Source organism: Alkalihalobacillus trypoxylicola (assembly GCF_001590785.1).
Classification (GTDB): Bacteria; Bacillota; Bacilli; order Bacillales; family Bacillaceae_D; genus Alkalihalobacillus; species Alkalihalobacillus trypoxylicola.
Genome location: NZ_LTAO01000012.1, coordinates 584,998 through 605,880, shown reverse-complemented (window position 1 = coordinate 605,880; position 20,883 = coordinate 584,998). Strand labels below are relative to the sequence as shown.

At 35.8% G+C, this 20,883-nt stretch carries 15 protein-coding genes; all 15 read right to left on the bottom strand.

What is annotated here, in order from left to right; genetic code table 11:
* Positions 1 to 9: 9 nt before the first annotated feature.
* Positions 10 to 870 (bottom strand): carbohydrate ABC transporter permease, encoded by an 861-nt coding sequence (locus AZF04_RS10005; protein ID WP_064504092.1) that lies wholly within the window; start codon positions 868 to 870, stop codon positions 10 to 12.
* Positions 867 to 3,242, bottom strand: coding sequence for a DUF5696 domain-containing protein (locus AZF04_RS10000; RefSeq protein ID WP_061948571.1), 2,376 nt, complete (start codon positions 3,240 to 3,242; stop codon positions 867 to 869). Before AZF04_RS10000 ends, AZF04_RS10005 begins: the two co-directional genes overlap by 4 nt.
* Positions 3,229 to 5,268 carry a YIP1 family protein gene (locus AZF04_RS09995; protein ID WP_061948570.1) on the bottom strand — a complete coding sequence of 680 codons (2,040 nt, stop codon included), beginning with the start codon at positions 5,266 to 5,268 and terminating at the stop codon, positions 3,229 to 3,231. The genes AZF04_RS10000 and AZF04_RS09995 overlap by 14 nt, the downstream gene beginning before the upstream one ends.
* 12 nt (positions 5,269 to 5,280) lie before the next feature.
* Complete coding sequence (locus AZF04_RS09990) at positions 5,281 to 6,150, bottom strand: carbohydrate ABC transporter permease (RefSeq protein ID WP_045480594.1); 870 nt, start codon at positions 6,148 to 6,150, stop codon at positions 5,281 to 5,283.
* Between the two features lie 16 nt (positions 6,151 to 6,166).
* On the bottom strand, positions 6,167 to 7,048 hold the full coding sequence (locus AZF04_RS09985; RefSeq protein ID WP_045480597.1) for a carbohydrate ABC transporter permease: 882 nt from the start codon (positions 7,046 to 7,048) through the stop codon (positions 6,167 to 6,169).
* 12 nt (positions 7,049 to 7,060) lie between these two features.
* A complete protein-coding gene (locus AZF04_RS09980; RefSeq protein ID WP_061948569.1) occupies positions 7,061 to 9,949 on the bottom strand; it encodes an extracellular solute-binding protein in 2,889 nt (962 codons plus the stop codon).
* 891 nt (positions 9,950 to 10,840) lie between these two features.
* Positions 10,841 to 11,857: a spore coat protein YsxE gene (ysxE, locus tag AZF04_RS09975; protein ID WP_061948568.1), complete on the bottom strand. Its 1,017-nt coding sequence runs from the start codon at positions 11,855 to 11,857 to the stop codon at positions 10,841 to 10,843.
* Complete coding sequence (locus AZF04_RS09970; protein WP_061948567.1) at positions 11,838 to 12,764, bottom strand: hypothetical protein; 927 nt, start codon at positions 12,762 to 12,764, stop codon at positions 11,838 to 11,840. The genes ysxE and AZF04_RS09970 overlap by 20 nt, the downstream gene beginning before the upstream one ends.
* Positions 12,765 to 12,778: 14 nt before the next feature.
* On the bottom strand, positions 12,779 to 13,924 hold the full coding sequence (spoVID, locus tag AZF04_RS09965; protein ID WP_061948566.1) for a stage VI sporulation protein D: 1,146 nt from the start codon (positions 13,922 to 13,924) through the stop codon (positions 12,779 to 12,781).
* Positions 13,925 to 14,163: 239 nt separating this feature from the next.
* Positions 14,164 to 15,450: a glutamate-1-semialdehyde 2,1-aminomutase gene (hemL, locus tag AZF04_RS09960; protein WP_061948565.1), complete on the bottom strand. Its 1,287-nt coding sequence runs from the start codon at positions 15,448 to 15,450 to the stop codon at positions 14,164 to 14,166.
* A 15-nt stretch (positions 15,451 to 15,465) separates the two neighbouring features.
* Positions 15,466 to 16,446, bottom strand: coding sequence for a porphobilinogen synthase (gene hemB, locus AZF04_RS09955; RefSeq protein WP_061948564.1), 981 nt, complete (start codon positions 16,444 to 16,446; stop codon positions 15,466 to 15,468).
* Positions 16,443 to 17,216 (bottom strand): uroporphyrinogen-III synthase, encoded by a 774-nt coding sequence (locus tag AZF04_RS09950; protein WP_061948563.1) that lies wholly within the window; start codon positions 17,214 to 17,216, stop codon positions 16,443 to 16,445. Before AZF04_RS09950 ends, hemB begins: the two co-directional genes overlap by 4 nt.
* 9 nt (positions 17,217 to 17,225) lie before the next feature.
* Positions 17,226 to 18,158, bottom strand: coding sequence for a hydroxymethylbilane synthase (gene hemC / locus AZF04_RS09945; RefSeq protein ID WP_061948562.1), 933 nt, complete (start codon positions 18,156 to 18,158; stop codon positions 17,226 to 17,228).
* Between the two features lie 106 nt (positions 18,159 to 18,264).
* Positions 18,265 to 19,074 (bottom strand): cytochrome C assembly family protein, encoded by an 810-nt coding sequence (locus AZF04_RS09940; protein ID WP_045480623.1) that lies wholly within the window; start codon positions 19,072 to 19,074, stop codon positions 18,265 to 18,267.
* A 17-nt stretch (positions 19,075 to 19,091) separates the two neighbouring features.
* Entirely contained in the window at positions 19,092 to 20,480 is a 1,389-nt protein-coding gene (gene hemA, locus AZF04_RS09935; protein WP_061948561.1) for a glutamyl-tRNA reductase, read from the bottom strand.
* Between the last annotated feature and the right edge of the window lie 403 nt (positions 20,481 to 20,883).

The following is a 20,883-nucleotide window of genomic DNA, read 5'->3' as shown; positions in this document are numbered from 1 at the left end:
CCACCTCCCTTATGCATATCGCTTACTCTTTTTCTCTCTAAACACCAAAACGATCATCAGTAGTAAAATGGTAATAATTAAGGCATACATCCAAGCCATTGCCGATGCAAAACCGTATCCTCTAGTTGCAGAAAACATATTGGAGTAGATAAGATTAATAATTGGATTTTGACTACTATTCGCTAACGACACTAAGGTGTACACCATGTTAATCAAAACAATAGGCTTAATGGTCGGAAGCGTGATTTTCCAAAAGCATTCCCAGCCAGAAGCACCGTCGATTTTAGCCGCTTCATATAGTGAAGGATCGACCTTTTGTAGGACGGCCAAGAAAATAAGAATTTGAACACCTGAGTACCATAAAATAATGATAATTTGATTAAATAACTCGGAAATCGCTTGAGCTATCCAAATCGGAAAGATATTGACTAATAGACTAGTAATCATCTCTGGATTTGCCATTGGAACGGTGGTTGCTCCTTGTGAAATAAGCTGATGTATTACCGGTCCACTAGCTACAATCACGGGTAAAAAGAATATCGTTCGAAAGCCCCCTTGAAAGCGAACTTTTTCATTTAACAGCATCGCAATAATTAAAGCAAAAACAACGATGACAGGCACACGAAGAACCGTATTTAAAATAAATTGAACAAGCTCCTGAATAAAAAACATATCCTGTAGCCATACATTTAAGTAATTATTAAAACCAACAAATCGAAATTGAAGTTCTGTAGGTGTAATCCTCATATTATTTAAACTAAAATAAAAGGATTGAATTAAAGGCCACAGCACTAGTAGAAAAAAACCAATGAGCCATGGTGATATAAACAAATAACCATATAAGCTTTTTCGATTCAATTTACGTTTCATTCGTCATGCACCACCTTATAAGAAAGGCCTTCAATCGTATGTCCCTCATAATTTTGTACTTCATCTGAATAGTTTAAATAGATGATGATTCCATTATCATAAGTGACTTTTGTCAAATTACCTTCTCTCTCATGATTGGAAATGAGTGCTCCTTTTGTCTGTTCAAAAACAGCTCCTAGCTGCTCATAATAGTCCGTGATAACTTCCTCATACAACTCAAATTGTGAGCTATATATATGAGATGAATTCGTATTTTTTAAAGAAGCTGGGTCTTCATAGGTAATATAAAAGGATGGATTTAATCCTTGCTCTACTAATTGTAAAAAGAAAAAGTCTTGATTGGCTTGAAAGTTGATATATTCCGAATACATAGGCACAATTCCTTTTAGTGTCAAAGCAATAAAAGGGATATCTTCATCGGTAAATACATATCCTGAAGATTGAGATGGGACATCTACCATCTTCTCTGTATATCCCCATAGATAAGAGAATGGTTGATCTAATATGAGCTGAAAGGAATCAGCATATTCAGAAATAATCGATTCATAATACTGCTTAGTTGTTATCCGGTCATGCTCTTTATTTCTCTCACTATAAGAGAATAATTGATTCGTAATACCTCCTAGCGCAACTTCGTGAATTTGATTACTTTGGTAATCGTCTTTGACCGATTTTAGAATGTCGACTGTTGCTTCTGGATGTAAGAAATGAAAAGTGTTATATACATTTCCATACACATTTTCATTGTGCTGTCTTTTATTGAATTTCCTCATAACACTCGAACGATTGTTACCCGACTCTTCTAAATTAATTCTTAATGCATCCTGATATAGGAACAGCTCAATTCCCTGTTCGTTAGACGCCTCAACTAGTTCGTTTAATTGATAATCATCTGTTAGTGTAGAGTCTGGATTAAAGGACCGAATAGGTAGTCCTGCATAATAACCTCGATTTTGCCAACCCTTATAAATCGATAGAATGTTATCCACACCACTAGCTTGAAGCTCATTGAAAATCTTATTAGCTTGGCCAAACGTTGTCATACTTACTTTATTTTTGAACAATAAACCATCTTCTACATCTACTCCAAATAAATCAATCCGAGCTTTAAATTCTTCCTCTTTAGCTGCAATCATATCGTTATGAAGCAAATAATTACGATAATTTTCTGCTAGCCCGAAATAAGTCGCATTATCCTCTGATACAAAATCATAACGAACACGAATATCAAAGTTATTCATCATTCTTTGTCTCACAACCATTGTTCCAGAGTCCTGACTCGTAGGCTGATTATACACCTGTCTATAAATAAATTTTGCCGTTACCCAGTTATATGGCAAGATTGCCCCACTTGGATAAGCCTCAACCATCGCATGATATTGTCCTTCCTCAATAATTCCTAAATATCCCATTTCTGAATCTGTTTGTACCATTCCAAAAACGGGCGCTAAAATATCTTCAGGTTCATTGAAAGGATTCATTCGATTAAATAGAGAAAGCACATACGGATCATCAACTCCTACATTACTTCCATACACCATTTTAGAATAGGGCTGTTTATACTTACCTTCATTATCTTTCAAATGAATTAAAGCACCAGAACCATCAGGGATAAACATATAACCATCTCGCTCACCGAGCTTTGAATACCCGAGAAAAGGATAAACATAAAATCCCCCAACCTTGAAACGATCATTTTCTTCTAAAATTTGATCCTGTGGAATTTCCGCAACAATTCCCTCATCGGTTAAGCTTACCTTTAATACATACGAAATTTCTAACTCGGGATAAAATATCGTTGCCTCGAAACCATTTTCTGTATACTCTATTGATTTTTCTGGGTTACCTGTATACATATCAGCTCGATAGGTGACGATGTTCGTTCCGACTAAATATTCCATGACTACAGATGATTGGGTAAAATTAGCCCATTCTTCGTTGCTACCAACTGTTTGATCAACAGTCGAATACATAACCGCACCATTGCTTTTATTTCTGATTAAAATCGATAGGTTTTCCTCTTTTACATAAAGCTCTAACTGATTATTTTCAACCAAGTACTGATGTCCATCAATTTCATTTTGTTTTTCATCGATCAATATTTCACGATTCTCAGGTCCATCCTCACTATCATCGATTTCAATTTGTTCAGGCTCTTCTACAATGGGTGGACTTTCCTCCCCTTCCTCCACCATGTCTCCCTCAACTTCTTCCTCCGTTTCAGCTGGAGTTTCTGTTGGAACAGGTGGAGCACCAGGTGAACTAACCTCAATACTTTCACTCTCACTACCAAATACAACGTAAAGGAAAATTCCTGCAAAGGTTAGAAATAGAATGCCTTTCAAAATGGTTCTAAATTTAACGGTTTTCAAAACGGAACACCCCTTCATTAAAGATAGAAACAACAAATGAAAGCATTTGCGAAACAAGTACATACACAATAAATAGTAGAAGGACTCCTATTAACATCGTAAAAATCGTTAAAAGAATAATTTTTATCGTTTCTTTCATTGAATAATCATTGATTTCTTTGATCATCAGGAAGACCAAAACTCCAACCCATGTATAAATAAAAACGTTGGCAAATTGAAGCAAATACATTTCATTGTAAGTAAAGATGTTGCTTATTAAAATTAAAAATGGCTTAATAAAAAAGTAAGGAGCAAATGAATAAATAAATCCACTATAAAGGTCTTTAAATTTAGCCTCACCATCATTTATGGTACAGATTAAATAATTAGATATAATCGTTAAAAGTAGCAGACCAAAAACCAATGCGAAGTCAGATCCTAAACGAAAATCTCCTTCTTCTACGTTACTAAAAATAAATCCAGCGTAATATTTATCAAGTATAAAAAGTACAAAAAATAATCCCATTAAAAAGGTTGCCGATAGTAGGCTTGTTTTATTTTCATACTTAATGCTATAAAAGCTATCAATCGGATGACGAATAAGATTCTTTAAAAACAATACCTGTTTAATGAAAGAAATACGTTCACTTTCCTCATATCGTTTTTTCCACCTATGAAGTATGTGGTACTTCCTCTCTATCCGTTGGCCTATTTTTTTGATGACCAAAGCGGCAATGACTAGATAAATAAGATAGATAATATTTTCACGCATCCATAAATTTCTAACTTCCCAAAAAGCATCCGAGTATCCATCTTTATACTTCGCTTGTCTAAATTGCTCTAAAGCTAAATCATAATTCTCTTCTTTAAAATAAGCTTCTCCTAAACCCAAATTAGCAAAATCAAATAAACTATTTAAGCGAATTACTTCTTGCCAGGGCTCTTTACTAGCCGTGTAATCTCCATTCTGATAGAGGTTTAGTGCATCATGCACGGTATTCGCAAATTCTGTCGGCTGAAAAAGTTGAATTTGGTTTTTTTCTGGGTCCAAAGCGTAAATAATATCATCCTGGTCAATCGCTATAGCTGAAATTTTTCCAAATAGACCAACTCGCTGTCTACCATCATCTCTCCCGCCAAAAACAAATAATAGATTGCCTTCGCTTGTATATTCGTAAATAAAGCCGTGCTCACTTGCGACAAAAATATTTTCTAATGAGCCAGTATCGATGGAGGACGGAAAAGAATCCGCCACTTTCAAATCTAGTAAATTATTTCCAGCAACATTTAGCTTGCGGATCGGGTCAGCGACCCCTTGTGTCACGGTATAAACTAACCCTTTTTCATCAATATTTAAATTGTTCGCCGTCGGTGGTATCATATCAATCATTCGACTTAATTGTTCTTCCGTAAATATCGCTCGGCGAAACATAGTTAATGGAGATACTGCCGTTCTATTAGGTGCAAAATAACCGATAAATTCGCCATTATTTGCATTAATCTGAATAATCCCATTAGAATTCCCTCTTGAAATCACATAGATATTATCTCTTCGGTCTACTGCCACTTTCTCAGGAACAAATGAACTAGAAGCTCCAAATAAGGGGCTATCTGGTCGTTCATATTCATCTAAAAGCTCACCTTCAAGATTAAAAACAAATATCTTAGCTGCTACTTCATCGGCAACATAAATTTTATCATCCTCCGAAAGAAATATTCCTGTCGGTCTTTGCATTTCTTCCGTTTCTATGATTCGAACCAATTCACCCTGTCTCGTACCTACTATTATTCTTCTATTGCCTGTATCCGCCACATATAATAAGCCATCTCTACCAATCTTTAAATCTTCTGATTGACTAAATGATTCTTGCTCAAACTGAACAATGGTGTCTCGTACGGTATAGGCTGTTTGTGTTTCTACATAATTTCCATACCCATCTTCTGTAAAGGTTTTGTAGGCGGTATTCGCTACAACGACACTATTCGGAAAAAGAAGGGTAGAGAGAAGTAAGCTTATGATTATCACTATCTTTATTCGTTTATTCATTAATTCGCTCACCTACTTTAAACCAGAATGTGACATTGTATTCATGACCATGCTTTGTAATATGATAAATAAGATTAAGTTCGGTAAAAACATGATGAGAGAGGCAGCAGCAGCCATTCCCTGTCCAACCACTACATTCGTTTGCGCTACTAAAGTGCTCATATAAAACGCTAATGTCCTCATACTTTCACTTGTTGTATAAAGCGTTGAAGTTTCCAAGTCATTCCAAACAATTTGAAAAGCAAGTATCGCAGCTGTTGCTATCGCTGGTTTAATTAATGGTAGAATGACTTTTATGTAAATTTTAAAATCACTTGCTCCATCAATGACAGCTGCCTCAATAAGAGAATCAGGAATTTGGTCGATAAATTGCTTCACTAGAAAGAGTACGACAGGCATTGCTAATAAAGGCAGAATATGAGCAAAAAAGGTATCTTCTATTCCTAAAAAAGAAACGGTTAAAAATCTTGGAATTAATACAGCGATAGGTACAAACATTAACGCCATATTATTAATTTCAAACAACGATCCTTTACCTTTGAACTGCTTTTTTGATAAAACGTAACCAGCTAAGGTTGAAATAAATACGGATAAGAAAACCACTGAAACCGTCACGATAAAACTGTTCAGAACATATCGACTTAACGGAATACCAGATGAATTAGCTAGGTCAAATAAGTTTGAAAAGTTATTACCCGTCGGGTTATACACAAAAAATTGTGGTGGAAAGGCATATAGCTCATCTAATGGTTTAAATGCATGATTGAAAATAAAGACGATTGGTAAAAGCATAAACAATGCAAAAGGTAATAAGAAAATATAGAACTTTAATTGACTTTTATGAAATTTCCTAGGGTTTGCCCCACTCACTTTAAGCGCCATGTCATCTCTCCTTTCTTCATGAGTCACTAAATAATTTTTTGGCAATATATGAAAATAAATAAATAATTCCTAATAGGACAACAGATAATGCAGCCGCATATCCCATTTCAAATCGGATAAAACCATAATCTTCAATATGGTTAACGATTAATTGTCCGGCATAATTAGGCGTTGGATTAGAGCCTGTCAACTCTACTCCTATCGCCCCTGTTGCAAATGTATTAACGATAGCCATAACAGCTCCAAATAGCATCTGTGGCTTCATCGATGGAATCGTAATATAAATTAATTCTTGAAATCTATTTCGAATCCCATCTATAGAGCCAGCTTCGTAGAGTGATTTATCCACATTTAACACTCCTGCTAGCATCGCCAAAAAACCAACTCCCATACTACTCCAAAGTGCAACTACAATCATGATGAGTAGAATAAAACGTGTATCTTGTAAATAAATAATGGGCTCTGTAATGATTCCTAATCTCATAAGAACACTATTCATATAGCCAGATTGATTACCACTAAAAATAATTGTCCATACAACAGCCATCGCCACCCCAGAGGTCATAGAAGGCGAATAGAAAACAAGAGCTAAAATCGTTCGTGGAACTTTAGTAAGTTGCGCTAAACACCAGGCGAGAAAGAAGGCTAAGACATAGCCCCCCGGCCCGACAAGTAAAGCAAATAACACAGTATTAGGTAGTACATATTGCATAAATATCTCATCTTGCGTTAGTAGATTGATATAATTCATCATTCCAGTAAAATCAGGCGCTTCAATTGTATTAAAGTTGGTAAAAGATAGAAAGATAGCCATTATAATTGGAATGATAATAAATAATATAAATAATAAAATATACGGTAGCAAAAAGAGATACGGGTTATTTCGACCTTTATTCATGTCACTCCACCCTTACTCGGTTATAAATTCTGGATTTGTATATGGTTCATTGATTTGCCCATCTGTTATAAAACCAAATTCCTCTAATTTTCTTAAGGTTTCTCGATTTACTCGTTTACTTGCTAAATCAATAGCCGTACGCAAATTGTTGCCATCTAAAATAACAGAGTTATAGGCGTTACTTACTTCCCTTTCTAACATATAACTACCTGGAACCCGCGGTACTTCAGTTACCCATTGTGTTTGTGCCAAAATTACTTCCTTATGGCTCGTAATCCATGGTAAATTCTCATAGGCTTCTATATTAGCCGTATTCCAAATATATTCTTCACCGTAGGTTGTTTGTAGTACGTTACCGAATGTCACTTGTACTTCTGTACTCGTCCACCATTTCAAAAATTCCCAAGCCTGATCAGATTTATCTGAATCATCGAAAATAATATTACTTTCAGCACCACCCGCAGACCATCTTTCGATTTCACCTTCTTCATTTTCAATTCCGGGCATTAAGGTTATATCCCATGAATTAGCAATCTCTGGTGCTGCATTTAAAATTAAGTTATACATAAAATAATCTGAGATCCCGATTGGCAAAGTCCCATCTTTAAATTGTTGATAAAAGCTTGGAACATCATAAGGAATATTATAAATCGTAAATAATTCCGTTAATTCTCTCATCCCTTCAATTGAAGCGTTTTCATTTAAGGTAGTCCGATGAATCGTTTCTCCATAAAATTGACCCCCATTTTGATAAATGATCGGCATCGTACCAGCAAATATTTTAAGACCAGGCATACCTGCTGTCGGATAAAAGAAGTTCATTCCCCTCGTTTGTAATTCGGGCAGAAACGTCCTTATTTCATCTAATGTATTTGGAATAGGCAGACCCATTGACTCTAAAATATCTTTTCGGTAAAACATCACCCAGAAATTCATCGTATCAGGTAAGGCATAAATGCTTTGATCGATGGTTGCTGGTACATGTAAGCCTTCTGGAAATCTGTTTTTCACCTCTGGAAAATCCTGATATTCAGTTAAATCCTTCAAGGCTCCCCTTATAGCAATTTCAAAAGGAAGAGCATAATTTACACCTACCGCTACATCTGGAGCTTCTCCAGCTGCATTCGCTAAAATTAGTTTATTTTGATCAGGCATTAAGGAAATATCTACTTCAATTCCTGTTTCAGGAGTAAATTGTTCATCTATCAGTTGCTGGATAATTTCAATGTATTGTCTTGGACGATTAATCCACACCTGTAAATGCTCGGGGTTTCGATTGTTCACTTCATAATCTTGGTCCCCAAAAGAGCGAAAAAGTCTTTCTACGTTAGCAAATTGCTTTGATATGAAACCTTTGCTTGATGGTATATCAGCAGGGTCTTGATAAATAAAAAATTGATTAATGGCTACTCCATTATCATTTGTTTCCTGCAGTAAATTAGATAGCTGAGAGGTTATAGAATTAGCTCCAGTAGCTAGCTCTCCTTTACGAACAATTAACTTGTCTATCTCATCTGCTAAGCTTCTTAATTGTGATTCAGCAATTGTTAAAGCAGCAAAAGCACCAATTTCAGAAGATGATTCTGAAAAAATCAACAAGGCTTCATATCTCTCTCCTAATTCATCAGCCCAAGAAACTAATTGATTCGTTACACCGGGAATAAATTGTTCAACATCAATATCACGATGACGATCGGCATTTGGGCCAGCCAGGTTCGTCAGCTCAAGCGAAAGGGCTTGTATATCCCTTATTACCTGTTCAACATGCTCTATCGTTTCTTTTAAAGGAGCTAAGCTTATCTCAAATCCAAGTGTGTGAATCCCTTTTTCTAAATAGATAGGAATCGATTCTTGAGTCTCTGAATCTATGAAAGAGTTGAATGCAAATGTATTTTGATAATGTATTGGGTAATTTTTGAAAGATGCAAAGGGAATTTGATCATTTAAATAAATATTAAAAAATACAGGAAAATCAGCGTTAACATTTTGTCGATAATCCATGCCGAGGTAATAATATCCCTCTTCTTCTACTTCAAACTCATATGTCACTCGATGACCTGGTCTCTTGAATGATTGGTCATCTAGGTAATTCAACACTCGGCGACTAGCATTGTAAGGAACTAAATCATTATTAAACGAAGCACCAGCTCGGATTGATGAATCATTTCGATAGGCGATATCCTGCGCCTGAATAATCATCAACTCATCCCCATTTACTTCGTGAGGTTCGTGCACATTAAGCATTTCTTCTGCTGAAAGAATGACAGCTTCAATATTCATACTTCCTTCCGTTACGCGAAAAGACAGTGTATTTTTACCCTCCTCAAGCTCTATAAGAAAAGGCTCTGATGAACGAAAGCTAGAATCATTAATCATTTTTAATTGAGAAACTTTTAATTTTTCAGGTTGGGGAACAATTTCATTACCATATTTATCAATTGGAATTTCCTCAGGAGTACCCCATCTCGATTCAAAAGTTAGATTGCCTAACTCATAAAATGGGAGAGAATCATTAATTCTCATTTCTAGTTGGGTGGGTAGTACGTGATCATTGGCAATGATATATTGAAAACCAATTTGATAAAGGGCATTCTCTGGGGCTTCCACTTCGATATGTACATCTTGATTTCGTTCAACAAAAATGGTTTGGTTGCCATTTAATTCTGCTAAATGCTCAGGTTGAACGTTTAATTGTTTTACATCATCATAAATCATTTTTTCCCCATTATAAGCGGGTACCTGTCTTTCTTCTTTATAGCTACTATAGCGATTTTGAAAAATAGATGAATTCGTTTCTGCTTCAGATAATGGATCATTTGCCAAGACCGGGCTAGCTATAAAGAAAGTCATAAAAATTAGACTAAACAAAATAGAATACTTTTTCATATTAAAGCCATTCATTCCATCCACCCCATTAATAAAATACTCTTTTAAAATTTATGAACAGATTAACAACCTCTTAACATTGAAACAAAACACACTATTAATTCTTAATAAATATATAAATAGAAGTTAAATTTATATGATATGATGAAAGAAACTCTAATTATAAGCGCTTACATAACCTATAAAAAATAAAAATATTCTTTATGTTAATATTTAAGTAAACTAATTTATCTTATTATTAATATAACCAATTATATTTGTACTCTTATTTAATGTCAATGCAAACTAGTAAATTAATTCTTTCATTTAATCGAGACCATACTTTTATGTACCTTTATAATGAAAACCGAACGATTTGGTTTTTGATTTCCACTTTAGGTAGATGCTTTCCCAAGGGCTTGTCTTCAGCTAACTCTGACTACGAACAGCTTCATCAGAGTGGATCTTCAGACGGCGCTCATCCTTTGGGAGTCACTACCTACCGTTTCAATCAAGAAGTTAATTCGCAAACGTTTAAAACATATTTATAATGAATGGTCTGTTTGAATCACTTAAACCCATTTAATCATCTCTATCTTTTAGTGAAAACCGAACGATTTGGTTTTGATTTTCACTTTAGGTAGATGCTTTCCCAAGGGCTTGTCTTCAGCTAACTCTGACTACGAACAGCTTCATCAGAGTGGATCTTCAGATGGCGCTGATCCTTTTGGAGTCACTACTACCGTTTCAATCAAGAAGTAAATTACAAACATTTAAAACATATTTTATAATAAACATTCGGTTTTATTCGTTTATAAAGCAATGATGAAATTCACTCACCTAATTTTGGTTTTCAAATTGATTAATCGGAACACATAAAAAAACTTACCGTACACCCTAGATTGGGTTCGATAAGCTTCATGTATGCTATTGTTCTTCATCTTGTTCTACAATTAATTTTTGAGTTAAGCGTTGTACTTTTCTCATAGCCAACAATCTTTTTTCTAATCTTTGTACGTGCTCTATTTCACTAATACTCCGTCTTTGATTCAAATAAAATTCAACCGCAAAGACAATAGGTTCAGGAAAATTCAAATAAGCACAAATCAAATGCTTCTCTTCATCCAATAATGGAAGATGCCTTTCATAACGATAAAACCATTTCATCACTTCATCCTCTGACCACATCGCTTTAGGAAAACTAAACCGGCAGAAGCCAGCTATGTCTCGAGCTGGAGTATCTAAGCTTGCTCTTTCAAAATTAATTAATAATGGCTCATTTTCTAAATTAAATATAGAGTGAGAGCGTGTTAAACGACTATGACAAAGAGCAATTCGATATTTCTCTTTCTCAGAACAAGCTTCATACCACTTTTCTAAATGGTATTGAGCCCTTTCGGCCATTTGGTCTAGCATATAAGAATGGGTAACGAACGATAGTTCAAATGGAGACATATACGTCTTCGCTTCACATCTATCTGTAAATCTAGATAATTCCATTCTTCTATGCTCCCAATGAGATAATAATGATTGATAGGATTTATCGATTTTTTCCTTTGATATTTTTTGTGTTTGTACAGTAAGCCGATGGATAATGGCCATTTGTGCAACAATTTTTTCTTCCTGGGTTTCCCTTCCTAGATATTCAACAGGCTCCACCCATGGCATTAAATAATAACTGTGCTCTTTCGTTGATACGACATACTCACCATATTTTGTTGGAATTATCGGCACTACCTGTTGATAATTATGCTTCGTTAACATTCTCATAGCTTGAACAAATTCATCGGCTTGAAGAGGAGTAAGCTGAGTTTCCTTTAAGGCAAAGACGCCATGATTGGACTCCACCCTTTTTATTTTACCGAAATCCTCAATATGCTCTGGATATAAATCATAATAAAATAAAATAGATGTGTATAGCTGATCAGCCTGTTTTTGCTTCATCTTTTGAACCCCTTTTTCTCGAATCAAACCACTTACTCAATAGGTTAACTAGAATTTTTGAATGTTTCCATTCACTCAAAGAATAATGAATAGCATTTTTAATATCCTGTTCACTTTTTTCGTTTCTTTGTATGGTTTCCACCACTAAATTCATTTCATAAGGCTTTAAGCATTCTGATAGCAACAAGTACATTTGCTCTTCATTAAGCCCTCCCATATCTGATATGGATTCTAGTAGCCTATGAAACGAATCTTCTCCATGCTCCTTTAACCAATACATTAAAAAATGACGTATCCCGTGATAGCTTTGCTCAGGTGGTTCAACGGTTCCATTCCATAATAATACACCATGTATTTTTTTCGCTTGATTAACTGAATAGAAGCAATCGATCAAAGGCGGTGATTGATCGCATAACTCTGTTAATTGCTCGCTTTTTTTCATTCTGAAATTTTTTTCTTGTAAGTAATCTTTTAATAGTCCTCTTTGCTCACTAGAAATTAAGGGTAGGAGCTGCTCTAATTGTGAATATTTATTTTTTGTACGCTGAATAGGCTGTAGAGAAGAATTCGTTTCCTGGCCATATTTAATCATGGCTCCTATAAGACTTCCCCATTCTACTTCATGCCCTTTTTCTGGATAGCCCTCAGAAACATGGTCATGTACGGTTATCCAACCATCCTTCCATTCAATAAAGGCTTTTTGGTCTTTCGTTCGAATCATTCGATCCACTATAACACATGGCGTGACACTGCATTTGTCACGCCATTCAATATGCCAATCTAATAAATCTTTATTAAGCCAAAAGTGAATTTTCTTAGATCCTTGATCACTTTCAATTAATGCTTGATGGATAAATTTGGCTTCCTTCCATTTATACTGATCCTTGAGCCAATCTAACAATTCCATATACAGACTCCTTCTTATTGATTCGTAACTGGAATGTAAAGTATTTGACCTTCTTCTACCTTCTCTTCTTTTAATCGATTAAATCGGACGAGCTGAGTTGTAGATATCTCATAACGTTCTGCAATGGAATCTAAAGATTCATTCTCTTGTATAATACACATTTTCCAGCGAGAAAAATTCTCCTCCCCTTTTGTCAGCATCTTCGTTAAATACAATGCATTTTCAGATTTTCTTTGAGGTGTATGTTCAACTGTCTCTTCCTCAGTTTCTTCCTCTATTTCCTCACTGACTGTTCTCATAAGCTCTAATTCTTTCTTTTGTTCTACTCTCTCTACTTTCGAATTTACCTGTTCCTCTGGTTGCTTAATATTTGCTGAAGGCTGTTTTCTTTGTTCTTCTTTCTGTTTCTCTTCTATAGAATCAATAATGGTTGATAGCTTCTCTTCTTCAAAGTTTTGCTGATACTGACCTTTGACTTCTGTTTCTTCCTCTTCTGAATTCTTCGGTTCCAGTAAAAGATCATTGGAAGGTTCAGTAGGATTATGATCTATTTCTTGTGGTGGTTCCGTATTCACTACATTTAATGGAGCAATCGTTTGTGCTTCCTTTCTTGCATCAAAGGAGAAGCTTTTTTCATCCTCTGTTTCTCTTACTGTCTCTTCTTCTGTTTCTTCTTCTGCCTCTTCTTCAATAGTAGTATTCACTGGAGCATCCTGAACCGTTGACATTCCACTAATCCCAATATCTGCTGTCAATTGGATGCAGCTTTTCTCTGGTAAATCATAATCAAAATTTTCAACGTCTACAAAAATATCATCTAAATTTTGAATTCTACTTAGTGGGATGGTTACATCAATAGGAAAGAAATGCTTGATTTCTCCCTTACCTTCTTCATCAACTTCCACTTCCTCAACCGACCTATAAGTTAACTGTTCTTCTAATGATTCTTCTGGATTTAAATCACTTTCTTCTTTACTAACTGCTTTATATTCACCAACTAACTGCAATCCACCCTTAATATAAACATGCTGATTTTTTTCTTCGATTACAATATCTGGCTCTAAAGACATCGAAAGAATCTCTTTTACCTCTTGCCCTTTATTCAACCACACAGATTCTTCAATAGAAAAAGATAGTTTTGATGGGTGTTCTTGTGTCATTGTCACGACCTCCTTTTTTCTTTAACCTTTCTATACCGCGCTAAGCTCTCGAATCATGATCAGTACAATAACACTTTATGACAAGTTACAGTCGTTTATGAATCATTACCTAAAAAAACAAATCTATTAAGCCATATTATTAAAAAAAAGCTCAATAAGTATTGGAATAGCTTGCTTTTCCATAATAAAAAAACATGCCATTCATTTTGTAAATGAATAACATGTTCTTTACATACTGTTTATTTTAATTGGGCGAATGCTCTATCTGCTGCTTCTATCGTAAAATCAATATCTTTTTCCGTATGTTTTGTTGATAAGAACATTCCTTCAAATTGAGAAGGTGGAATGGAAACTCCTTGATTAAGCATTTCTTTAAAATATTGTGAAAAGAAGTCTAGATTGGAGCTTTGTGCCTCTTCAAAATTAGTTACTTTTTTATCTGTAAAAAACAAACCCACCATAGAACCGATTCGATTTATATGATGAGGAATTCCATGGCGGGTTGCCGCTTCATGTAAACCTTTTTCTAATCTTTTTCCTAAGTAATCAAAATGTTGATAATCCTCACGTGTTAGCTGAGAGAGTGTTTCATACCCCGCCGTCATAGCTAATGGATTTCCTGAAAGTGTACCAGCTTGATATATAGGACCACTTGGCGCGATTTGCTCCATAATTTCTCGCTTGCCACCATATGCACCAACAGGTAACCCTCCACCTATTACTTTTCCTAAGCATGTTAGATCAGGTGTGACACCAAATTCTCCTTGTGCACATTCATATCCTACTCGAAAACCTGTCATGACTTCATCAAAAATGAGCAAGCTACCATTATCTTTTGTTAAGGATCTAAGCTTTTCTAAAAATCCTGGTAATGGTGGCACGACCCCCATGTTTCCAGCAACAGGCTCTACAATAATAGCGGCAATATCATCGCCAAATTTTTCAAAAGCATACTCGACACTTTCAATATCATTGTAAGGTACAGTTAGGGTGTTTTGCGCAACTGTTTCTGGTACACCAGGACTATCCGGTAAACCTAATGTGGCAACACCTGAACCAGCCTTAATCAACAAAGAATCTCCATGTCCATGATAGCAGCCAACAAATTTCAAGATTTTATTTCTTCCGGTATACCCTCTTGCTAGACGTAGAGCACTCATCGTAGCTTCTGTTCCTGAATTAACCATTCTTACGACTTCAATCGAAGGTACTCTTTCGATGACAAGCTCAGCTAGCTTCGTTTCTAACTCACTTGGTGCACCAAAGCTCGTTCCTTTTTCAGTAGCTATCTTTAACTTTTCTACCACCTGCTCATCTGCATGACCTAAAATTAAAGGTCCCCAAGAAAGCACATAATCAATATATTCATTTCCATCAATGTCATATATTTTAGCGCCTTTCCCACTTTCCATAAACACTGGATTACTATCGACAGATTTAAAAGCACGGACTGGACTGTTAACTCCACCCGGCATTAAAGGCTTTGCTTTGTTAAAGGCTTGTGTTGATTTTTCAAAACTTCGCATGGATATTTCCTCCTTCTACTGATTTAGTAGCCACCTTGCCGCATCTTTTGCATGGTACGTTAAGATAATGTCTGCTCCTGCACGCTTCATACTAGTAAGCTTCTCTAGGACAATTGATTTTTCATCGACCCAATTATTTTGACTAGCGGCCTTTATCATGGCATATTCACCACTTACATTATAGGCAACCACAGGGTATCCCGAAAAATCCTTCACTTCACGTATCACATCTAAATAAGAAAGCGCCGGTTTGACAATTAAAAAGTCAGCTCCCTCATCCATATCAGATTCCGCTTCTCTTAATGCTTCAAGACGGTTGGCAGGATCCATCTGATAGGTTTTTCGGTCGCCAAATTGTGGAGTACTATGGGCAGCATCACGAAACGGACCATAAAATGCAGAAGCATATTTCACAGCATATGACATAATCGGTACATCTTCAAAACCAGCTTCATCAAGGCCGAAACGGATCGCCGCAACAAAACCGTCCATCATATTAGATGGGGCGACAATATCGGCTCCAGCTTTCGCCTGTGAAACAGCCGTTTTCGCTAATAAATCGAGCGTTTCATCATTTAATACTTTGCCGTTTTGTACGATTCCACAGTGCCCGTGATCGGTAAATTGACATAGGCATGTATCGGCAATAACCGTTAGGTTGGGCTCTCGTTTTTTAATATGAGCAATCGCTTTTTGTACAATTCCTTCGTCGTCATAAGCAGATGTTCCCCATTCATCTTTTGAGCTTGGAACTCCAAACACAATAACAGCAGGAATACCCAATGATACGACTTCATCGATTTCCTCATCTAAGCGATCTAATGACCAGTGATAAACATTAGGCATGGAAGGAATTTCTTCTTTTATGTTTTCACCCTCTACAACGAAAATAGGAGTAATAAAATCCTCCGCCTGAAGCTGTGTCTCCCGAACCATACTTCTAATTCCTTCACTATATCTTAAACGACGATGACGCTGAAATAATAAATCTTTCATCTTTGATTCTCCTCCTCTAAATAATAGTGAACAATTGCTTTTGCAAAGTCTTGTACCGTATAACTGGACGGCTGAACAACTACAGTTAGTCCGTAATCTAGACATGTTTTTTTTGTAATGGGCCCTAAACAAGCAAATTTCCATGTTTTTTGTTCTACATTTATTTGAAAATGGTCGACTACTTTCATAAAATGATGCACGGTCGAAGAGCTTGTAAAGGTAAACAACACCTCATCAACGATATTCATCTCGTGAAACTGCTCCAAAGATTCCTTCGGCAAAACGGTATCGTATAATAACAAATCGACGACTTTAACCCCATTATGAAGCAAATCTTCTCTTATTAATGGTCTTCCTCTTTTTCCTCTTGCTAATAAAACCTTTGACCCTTCAAAAACCTTTTTTTTCAATTCAGCTAAAAGCTCCTCGGCTACAAATTCCTCTGGTTTCAAATCGACATTGACATGATAAGAAAGGAGGACATCGCTCGTTTTTTTGCCAACGGCAGCCACCTTCGGCCACTGAGTAATCGTAACACCTAAGCTACCTATAGCTTCCATGAAAAAATGAACTCCATTTGCGCTTGTAAAAACAAGCCAATCAAAGCTTGTTACATTTTTTAAATAAGTGAGTTCTGCTTCCTTTAAAGCTAATTTCTCAAATGATATTAAGGGCCACTCTATTGTTTGAAAGGAATATTTCTCCAACTGTTTAATAAATTCTTGAGATTGCCCCTTTGCTCTTGTAACAATAATTTGCTTTCCTATCATCTTGCCACTCTAACGGTCTTGCTCTACTTGAATCTTTTCTAGTATTTCTCTTGCACCTTGCTCTAATAAACGATTAGCAACCGCTACTCCTAATTGAATAGCGTCTTCACCTACCATCGTTTCTTTTAAGATTTGCTCGCCATTTGGTGAACCTACTAAACCTGTCAAAGTTAGCTTTCCATCTTCTACTATTTGAGCATAAGCGCCAATAGGAACTTGGCAGCCACCTTCAATTTTATGTAGAAATGCCCTTTCTGCTGAAACAATACGCTCTGTTTTAGCATCATTTATTTTAGCTAGCAGCTCCCTTACTTCTTCATCGTCCTTTCGACACTCAATACCTAGCGCACCTTGTCCTACGGCAGGAATGCATGTTTCGACACTTAAATATTCAGTGATTAATTCCTCTGAATAGCCTAAGCGTTTCAACCCTGCTGCCGCTAATACGATCGCATCGAAATCCTCACTTTTTAATTTACTTAAGCGTGTTTCAACATTTCCTCTAATCCATTTTACAACTAAATCAGGTCGCTCTGATAAAATTTGTGCTGAACGTCTCAAGCTACTCGTTCCGACTATAGAACCACTAGGTAAATCAGCTAATTTAACATGGTTATTTGAAATAAGAGCATCTCTTGGATCCTCTCTTTCAGGTACAGCACCAATCGTAAACGTACTCAACAATTGGGAAGGAACATCCTTCATACTATGTACAGCCATATCGATTTCCCCATCAGCTAAAGCACGTTCTATTTCTTTAACAAATAGACCTTTACCTCCAACCTTGGAAAGAGTTACATTTAAAATTTGATCTCCCTTTGTGACAATTTTTTTAACCTCGAACTCAAATGGAAGACCTAAAGCATTTAATTGTTCGATTACCCAGTTCGTTTGTGTCAATGCTAGGTTACTTTTTCTTGTACCAATGACGATTTTTCTCATGACATTTCCTCCGTTCTTGCTTTTTATTCCGTAAAAGCTTTCCTATAAAAAGATTCTCTTATAGTTATTCTACGATTTCTTTGCTGTTTTTCCAATCAATCAGGCACTACCATAAGTGAAAATTTGAAAACTGTCCGGAAAGCCAGTAATTCATGACCAAAACGATAAAAGCAATAACATTTAATAAAGCATAATCATAGCCAGTTCGATTTTTAAGCATTCTATTATATAGAAAATAAAGGTAAATCAATAAGGTAATAATTGATGTAATTACTTTTGAATCAAACCAGTAAAAGTATTCTAATTGAACAGAAGCCCAAACCATTCCTTGAATAAGTCCAACTATGAGCAAAGGAGCTGCTATAAGCGTTGCCAAAAAAGCAAATTGATTTAAAGTGTGTAAAGAGCCAAAACGCTGTAATCGCTTATTCCATTTTTTCCTTTTTAACATATGGTGCAAAATAATGTACATAATCGAACAAGCAAAGGCTAAAGTAAATGCAGCATAAGCTAAAAAAATGAAAGAGATATGAATCCATAATAGTTCTGAGCTTAATAATTCCTGCATCTCGGTTGGTATATTTTGATTAAATGAAAATAAACTAAAAGCCATCATGATGAAGCCAACTAGATTTGTAAAGAAAATAACAAAATCTACTTTTACGAGCCAATGAATAACTAATGATAAGGTGACAACAAGCCACGCATATAAAAACAATCCCTCTAATGGATTAAAAGCAGCTTCTTCAACGAAAAGAAACTGAAATATAAAATAAAAGGTTTGCGTACCCCATACAAGCGAAAGCAACCAGAAAGCCGTTATATTGACCTTCCGGTTGCTATACAAAAAATCAATAAAATAGCATAATACACTTATACTATATAATATGATCGTAAGCGGATAAATCCAGTTCACACGACATCATCCTCTATTCATGAACGAATCGTCATTTCTTGTCTAGGTGACGAAGCAGCTACCACTTCTTGCTTTTCAAGCATCCTTATCCACTGTTCTTCAGCTTCATTTATTCGCTCTTGTTTCTTTTGCTGTTCTAATTCTTGTTCTAAAGCAAATATTTTCGTAAAAAGAGCGAGCATTTCTTCTGCTTGGTCTTCCCCAGACAATTCCTTCACTTTAGTAATCGGCTCTCTTAATAATTGATTCACTATACTTTTCGTATGTTTGCTTAACACCTTTTTTTCTCTAATAGATAATCCAGGTAGCTTTCGTTCGATGCTTTCCATCGTTTCTGCCTGTATCGCTAAAGCTTTTGTGCGAAGGGCCGTAATAATTGGAACAACGCCTAAAGTATTAAGCCAAATCTTAAACTCATCAAGCTCCCCTTCTAGAAGCAGCTCTATCTTCTGTGCTTCCTTTTGTCGCTCTGCTAAATTTCCTTCTACAATATTTTGTAAATCATCAATATCATAGAGGTAAACATCTTCAAAGTCGGAAATGGCAGGGTCTAAATCACGAGGAACAGCTATATCAACCATAAATAAAGGTCTGCCCTTCCTTTTTGCCAATACGTTAGAAATCATTTCTTTTGTAATGACAAAATCTCGAGCACCTGTAGAACTTATAAGGATATCTGCTTTGACTAAAGTATCTTCTAGCTTATGATAAGGCATCGCGATGCCAGAGAATCGTTGAGCTAATTCTTCTGCTTTTTCGCGCGTTCGATTAATAACGGTAACCTCCTTCGCACCATTTCCATGTAAGTGCTTCGCAGTCAGCTCACTCATTTTGCCTGCTCCTAAAATAAGAACATTCTTTTTAGTAAAGTCACCAAAAATTTTCTTACCTAGCTCAACCGCTGCATAACTAACTGATACGGCATGCTTTCCGATCTCCGTATTAGAATGAGCTTTTTTAGCAAAGGTAATGGCTTGTTTGAAAAGATGGTTAAAAATCGTCCCTGTTACCTGTTGCTCCTGGGCCAGAAAAAAACTAAATCGAACTTGTCCTAAAATTTGCGTTTCACCTAGGATCATCGAATCAAGACCACTTGTCACACGTAACAAATGCCCGATTGCTTGGTCGCCTTCTTTAATGTTTAAAAAAGGAGTGAATTCCTCCTTCGGTAATTGAAACCATTCCGCTAAAAATGTTTTCGTAAAATGACGCCCTGTATGAAGCTGATCCGCTACTACGTAAATTTCAGTACGATTGCATGTAGATATAATAACGCACTCTAAAATACTTTTTGAATTTCTTAATGTTGATAAAGCGATGGGTAGTTCATCATTCGTAAATGTGAACTTTTCTCTCATTTCGACAGGAGCCGTTTTATAATTTAAACCGATCATTAACGTATGCATCCTGACGCTCACCCCCTAAATAATTTAGCCATAAAATAGCTTTCTCTCTATTCATTAAACGAAAAACTCATTTAAACAAAAAAAGAAGCACCACGAAATCCTTCGTGATCAATCAAGCTATTTCTAGTCCGAAACTTGTTCATAGGACAAAAGAAAAAGATTGTCCTTATTTATAATAATTATTATAACATGAAACGACACATACACAAAAAATAAAATGTGAACAATGCATGAAGGATCGATTTCATTTTTATGGCGTTTCATTTTCTTTATGTATCAAGATTTTCCTCTAATTTTTCTTCTTTAGGTTATCCCTTATTATGTTATCTTATCCTATTTGTATCCAACCCATAACATTTTACCATAAATTTTAGAATCATTCTAATGTAACAATTTCTAACGT

Bases quoted from the DNA above. Each gene is read 5' to 3' on its own strand.
- AZF04_RS10005 (WP_064504092.1), bottom strand. From the start codon at position 870: ATGAAACGTAAATTGAATCGAAAAAGCTTATATGGTTATTTGTTTATA.
- AZF04_RS09995 (WP_061948570.1), bottom strand. From the start codon at position 5,268: ATGAATAAACGAATAAAGATAGTGATAATCATAAGCTTACTTCTCTCT.
- AZF04_RS09990 (WP_045480594.1), bottom strand. From the start codon at position 6,150: ATGGCGCTTAAAGTGAGTGGGGCAAACCCTAGGAAATTTCATAAAAGT.
- AZF04_RS09985 (WP_045480597.1), bottom strand. From the start codon at position 7,048: ATGAATAAAGGTCGAAATAACCCGTATCTCTTTTTGCTACCGTATATT.
- AZF04_RS09980 (WP_061948569.1), bottom strand. From the start codon at position 9,949: ATGAATGGCTTTAATATGAAAAAGTATTCTATTTTGTTTAGTCTAATT.
- ysxE (WP_061948568.1), bottom strand. From the start codon at position 11,857: ATGAAGCAAAAACAGGCTGATCAGCTATACACATCTATTTTATTTTAT.
- AZF04_RS09970 (WP_061948567.1), bottom strand. From the start codon at position 12,764: ATGGAATTGTTAGATTGGCTCAAGGATCAGTATAAATGGAAGGAAGCC.
- spoVID (WP_061948566.1), bottom strand. From the start codon at position 13,924: ATGACACAAGAACACCCATCAAAACTATCTTTTTCTATTGAAGAATCT.
- hemL (WP_061948565.1), bottom strand. From the start codon at position 15,450: ATGCGAAGTTTTGAAAAATCAACACAAGCCTTTAACAAAGCAAAGCCT.
- hemB (WP_061948564.1), bottom strand. From the start codon at position 16,446: ATGAAAGATTTATTATTTCAGCGTCATCGTCGTTTAAGATATAGTGAA.
- AZF04_RS09950 (WP_061948563.1), bottom strand. From the start codon at position 17,216: ATGATAGGAAAGCAAATTATTGTTACAAGAGCAAAGGGGCAATCTCAA.
- hemC (WP_061948562.1), bottom strand. From the start codon at position 18,158: ATGAGAAAAATCGTCATTGGTACAAGAAAAAGTAACCTAGCATTGACA.
- hemA (WP_061948561.1), bottom strand. From the start codon at position 20,480: ATGCATACGTTAATGATCGGTTTAAATTATAAAACGGCTCCTGTCGAA.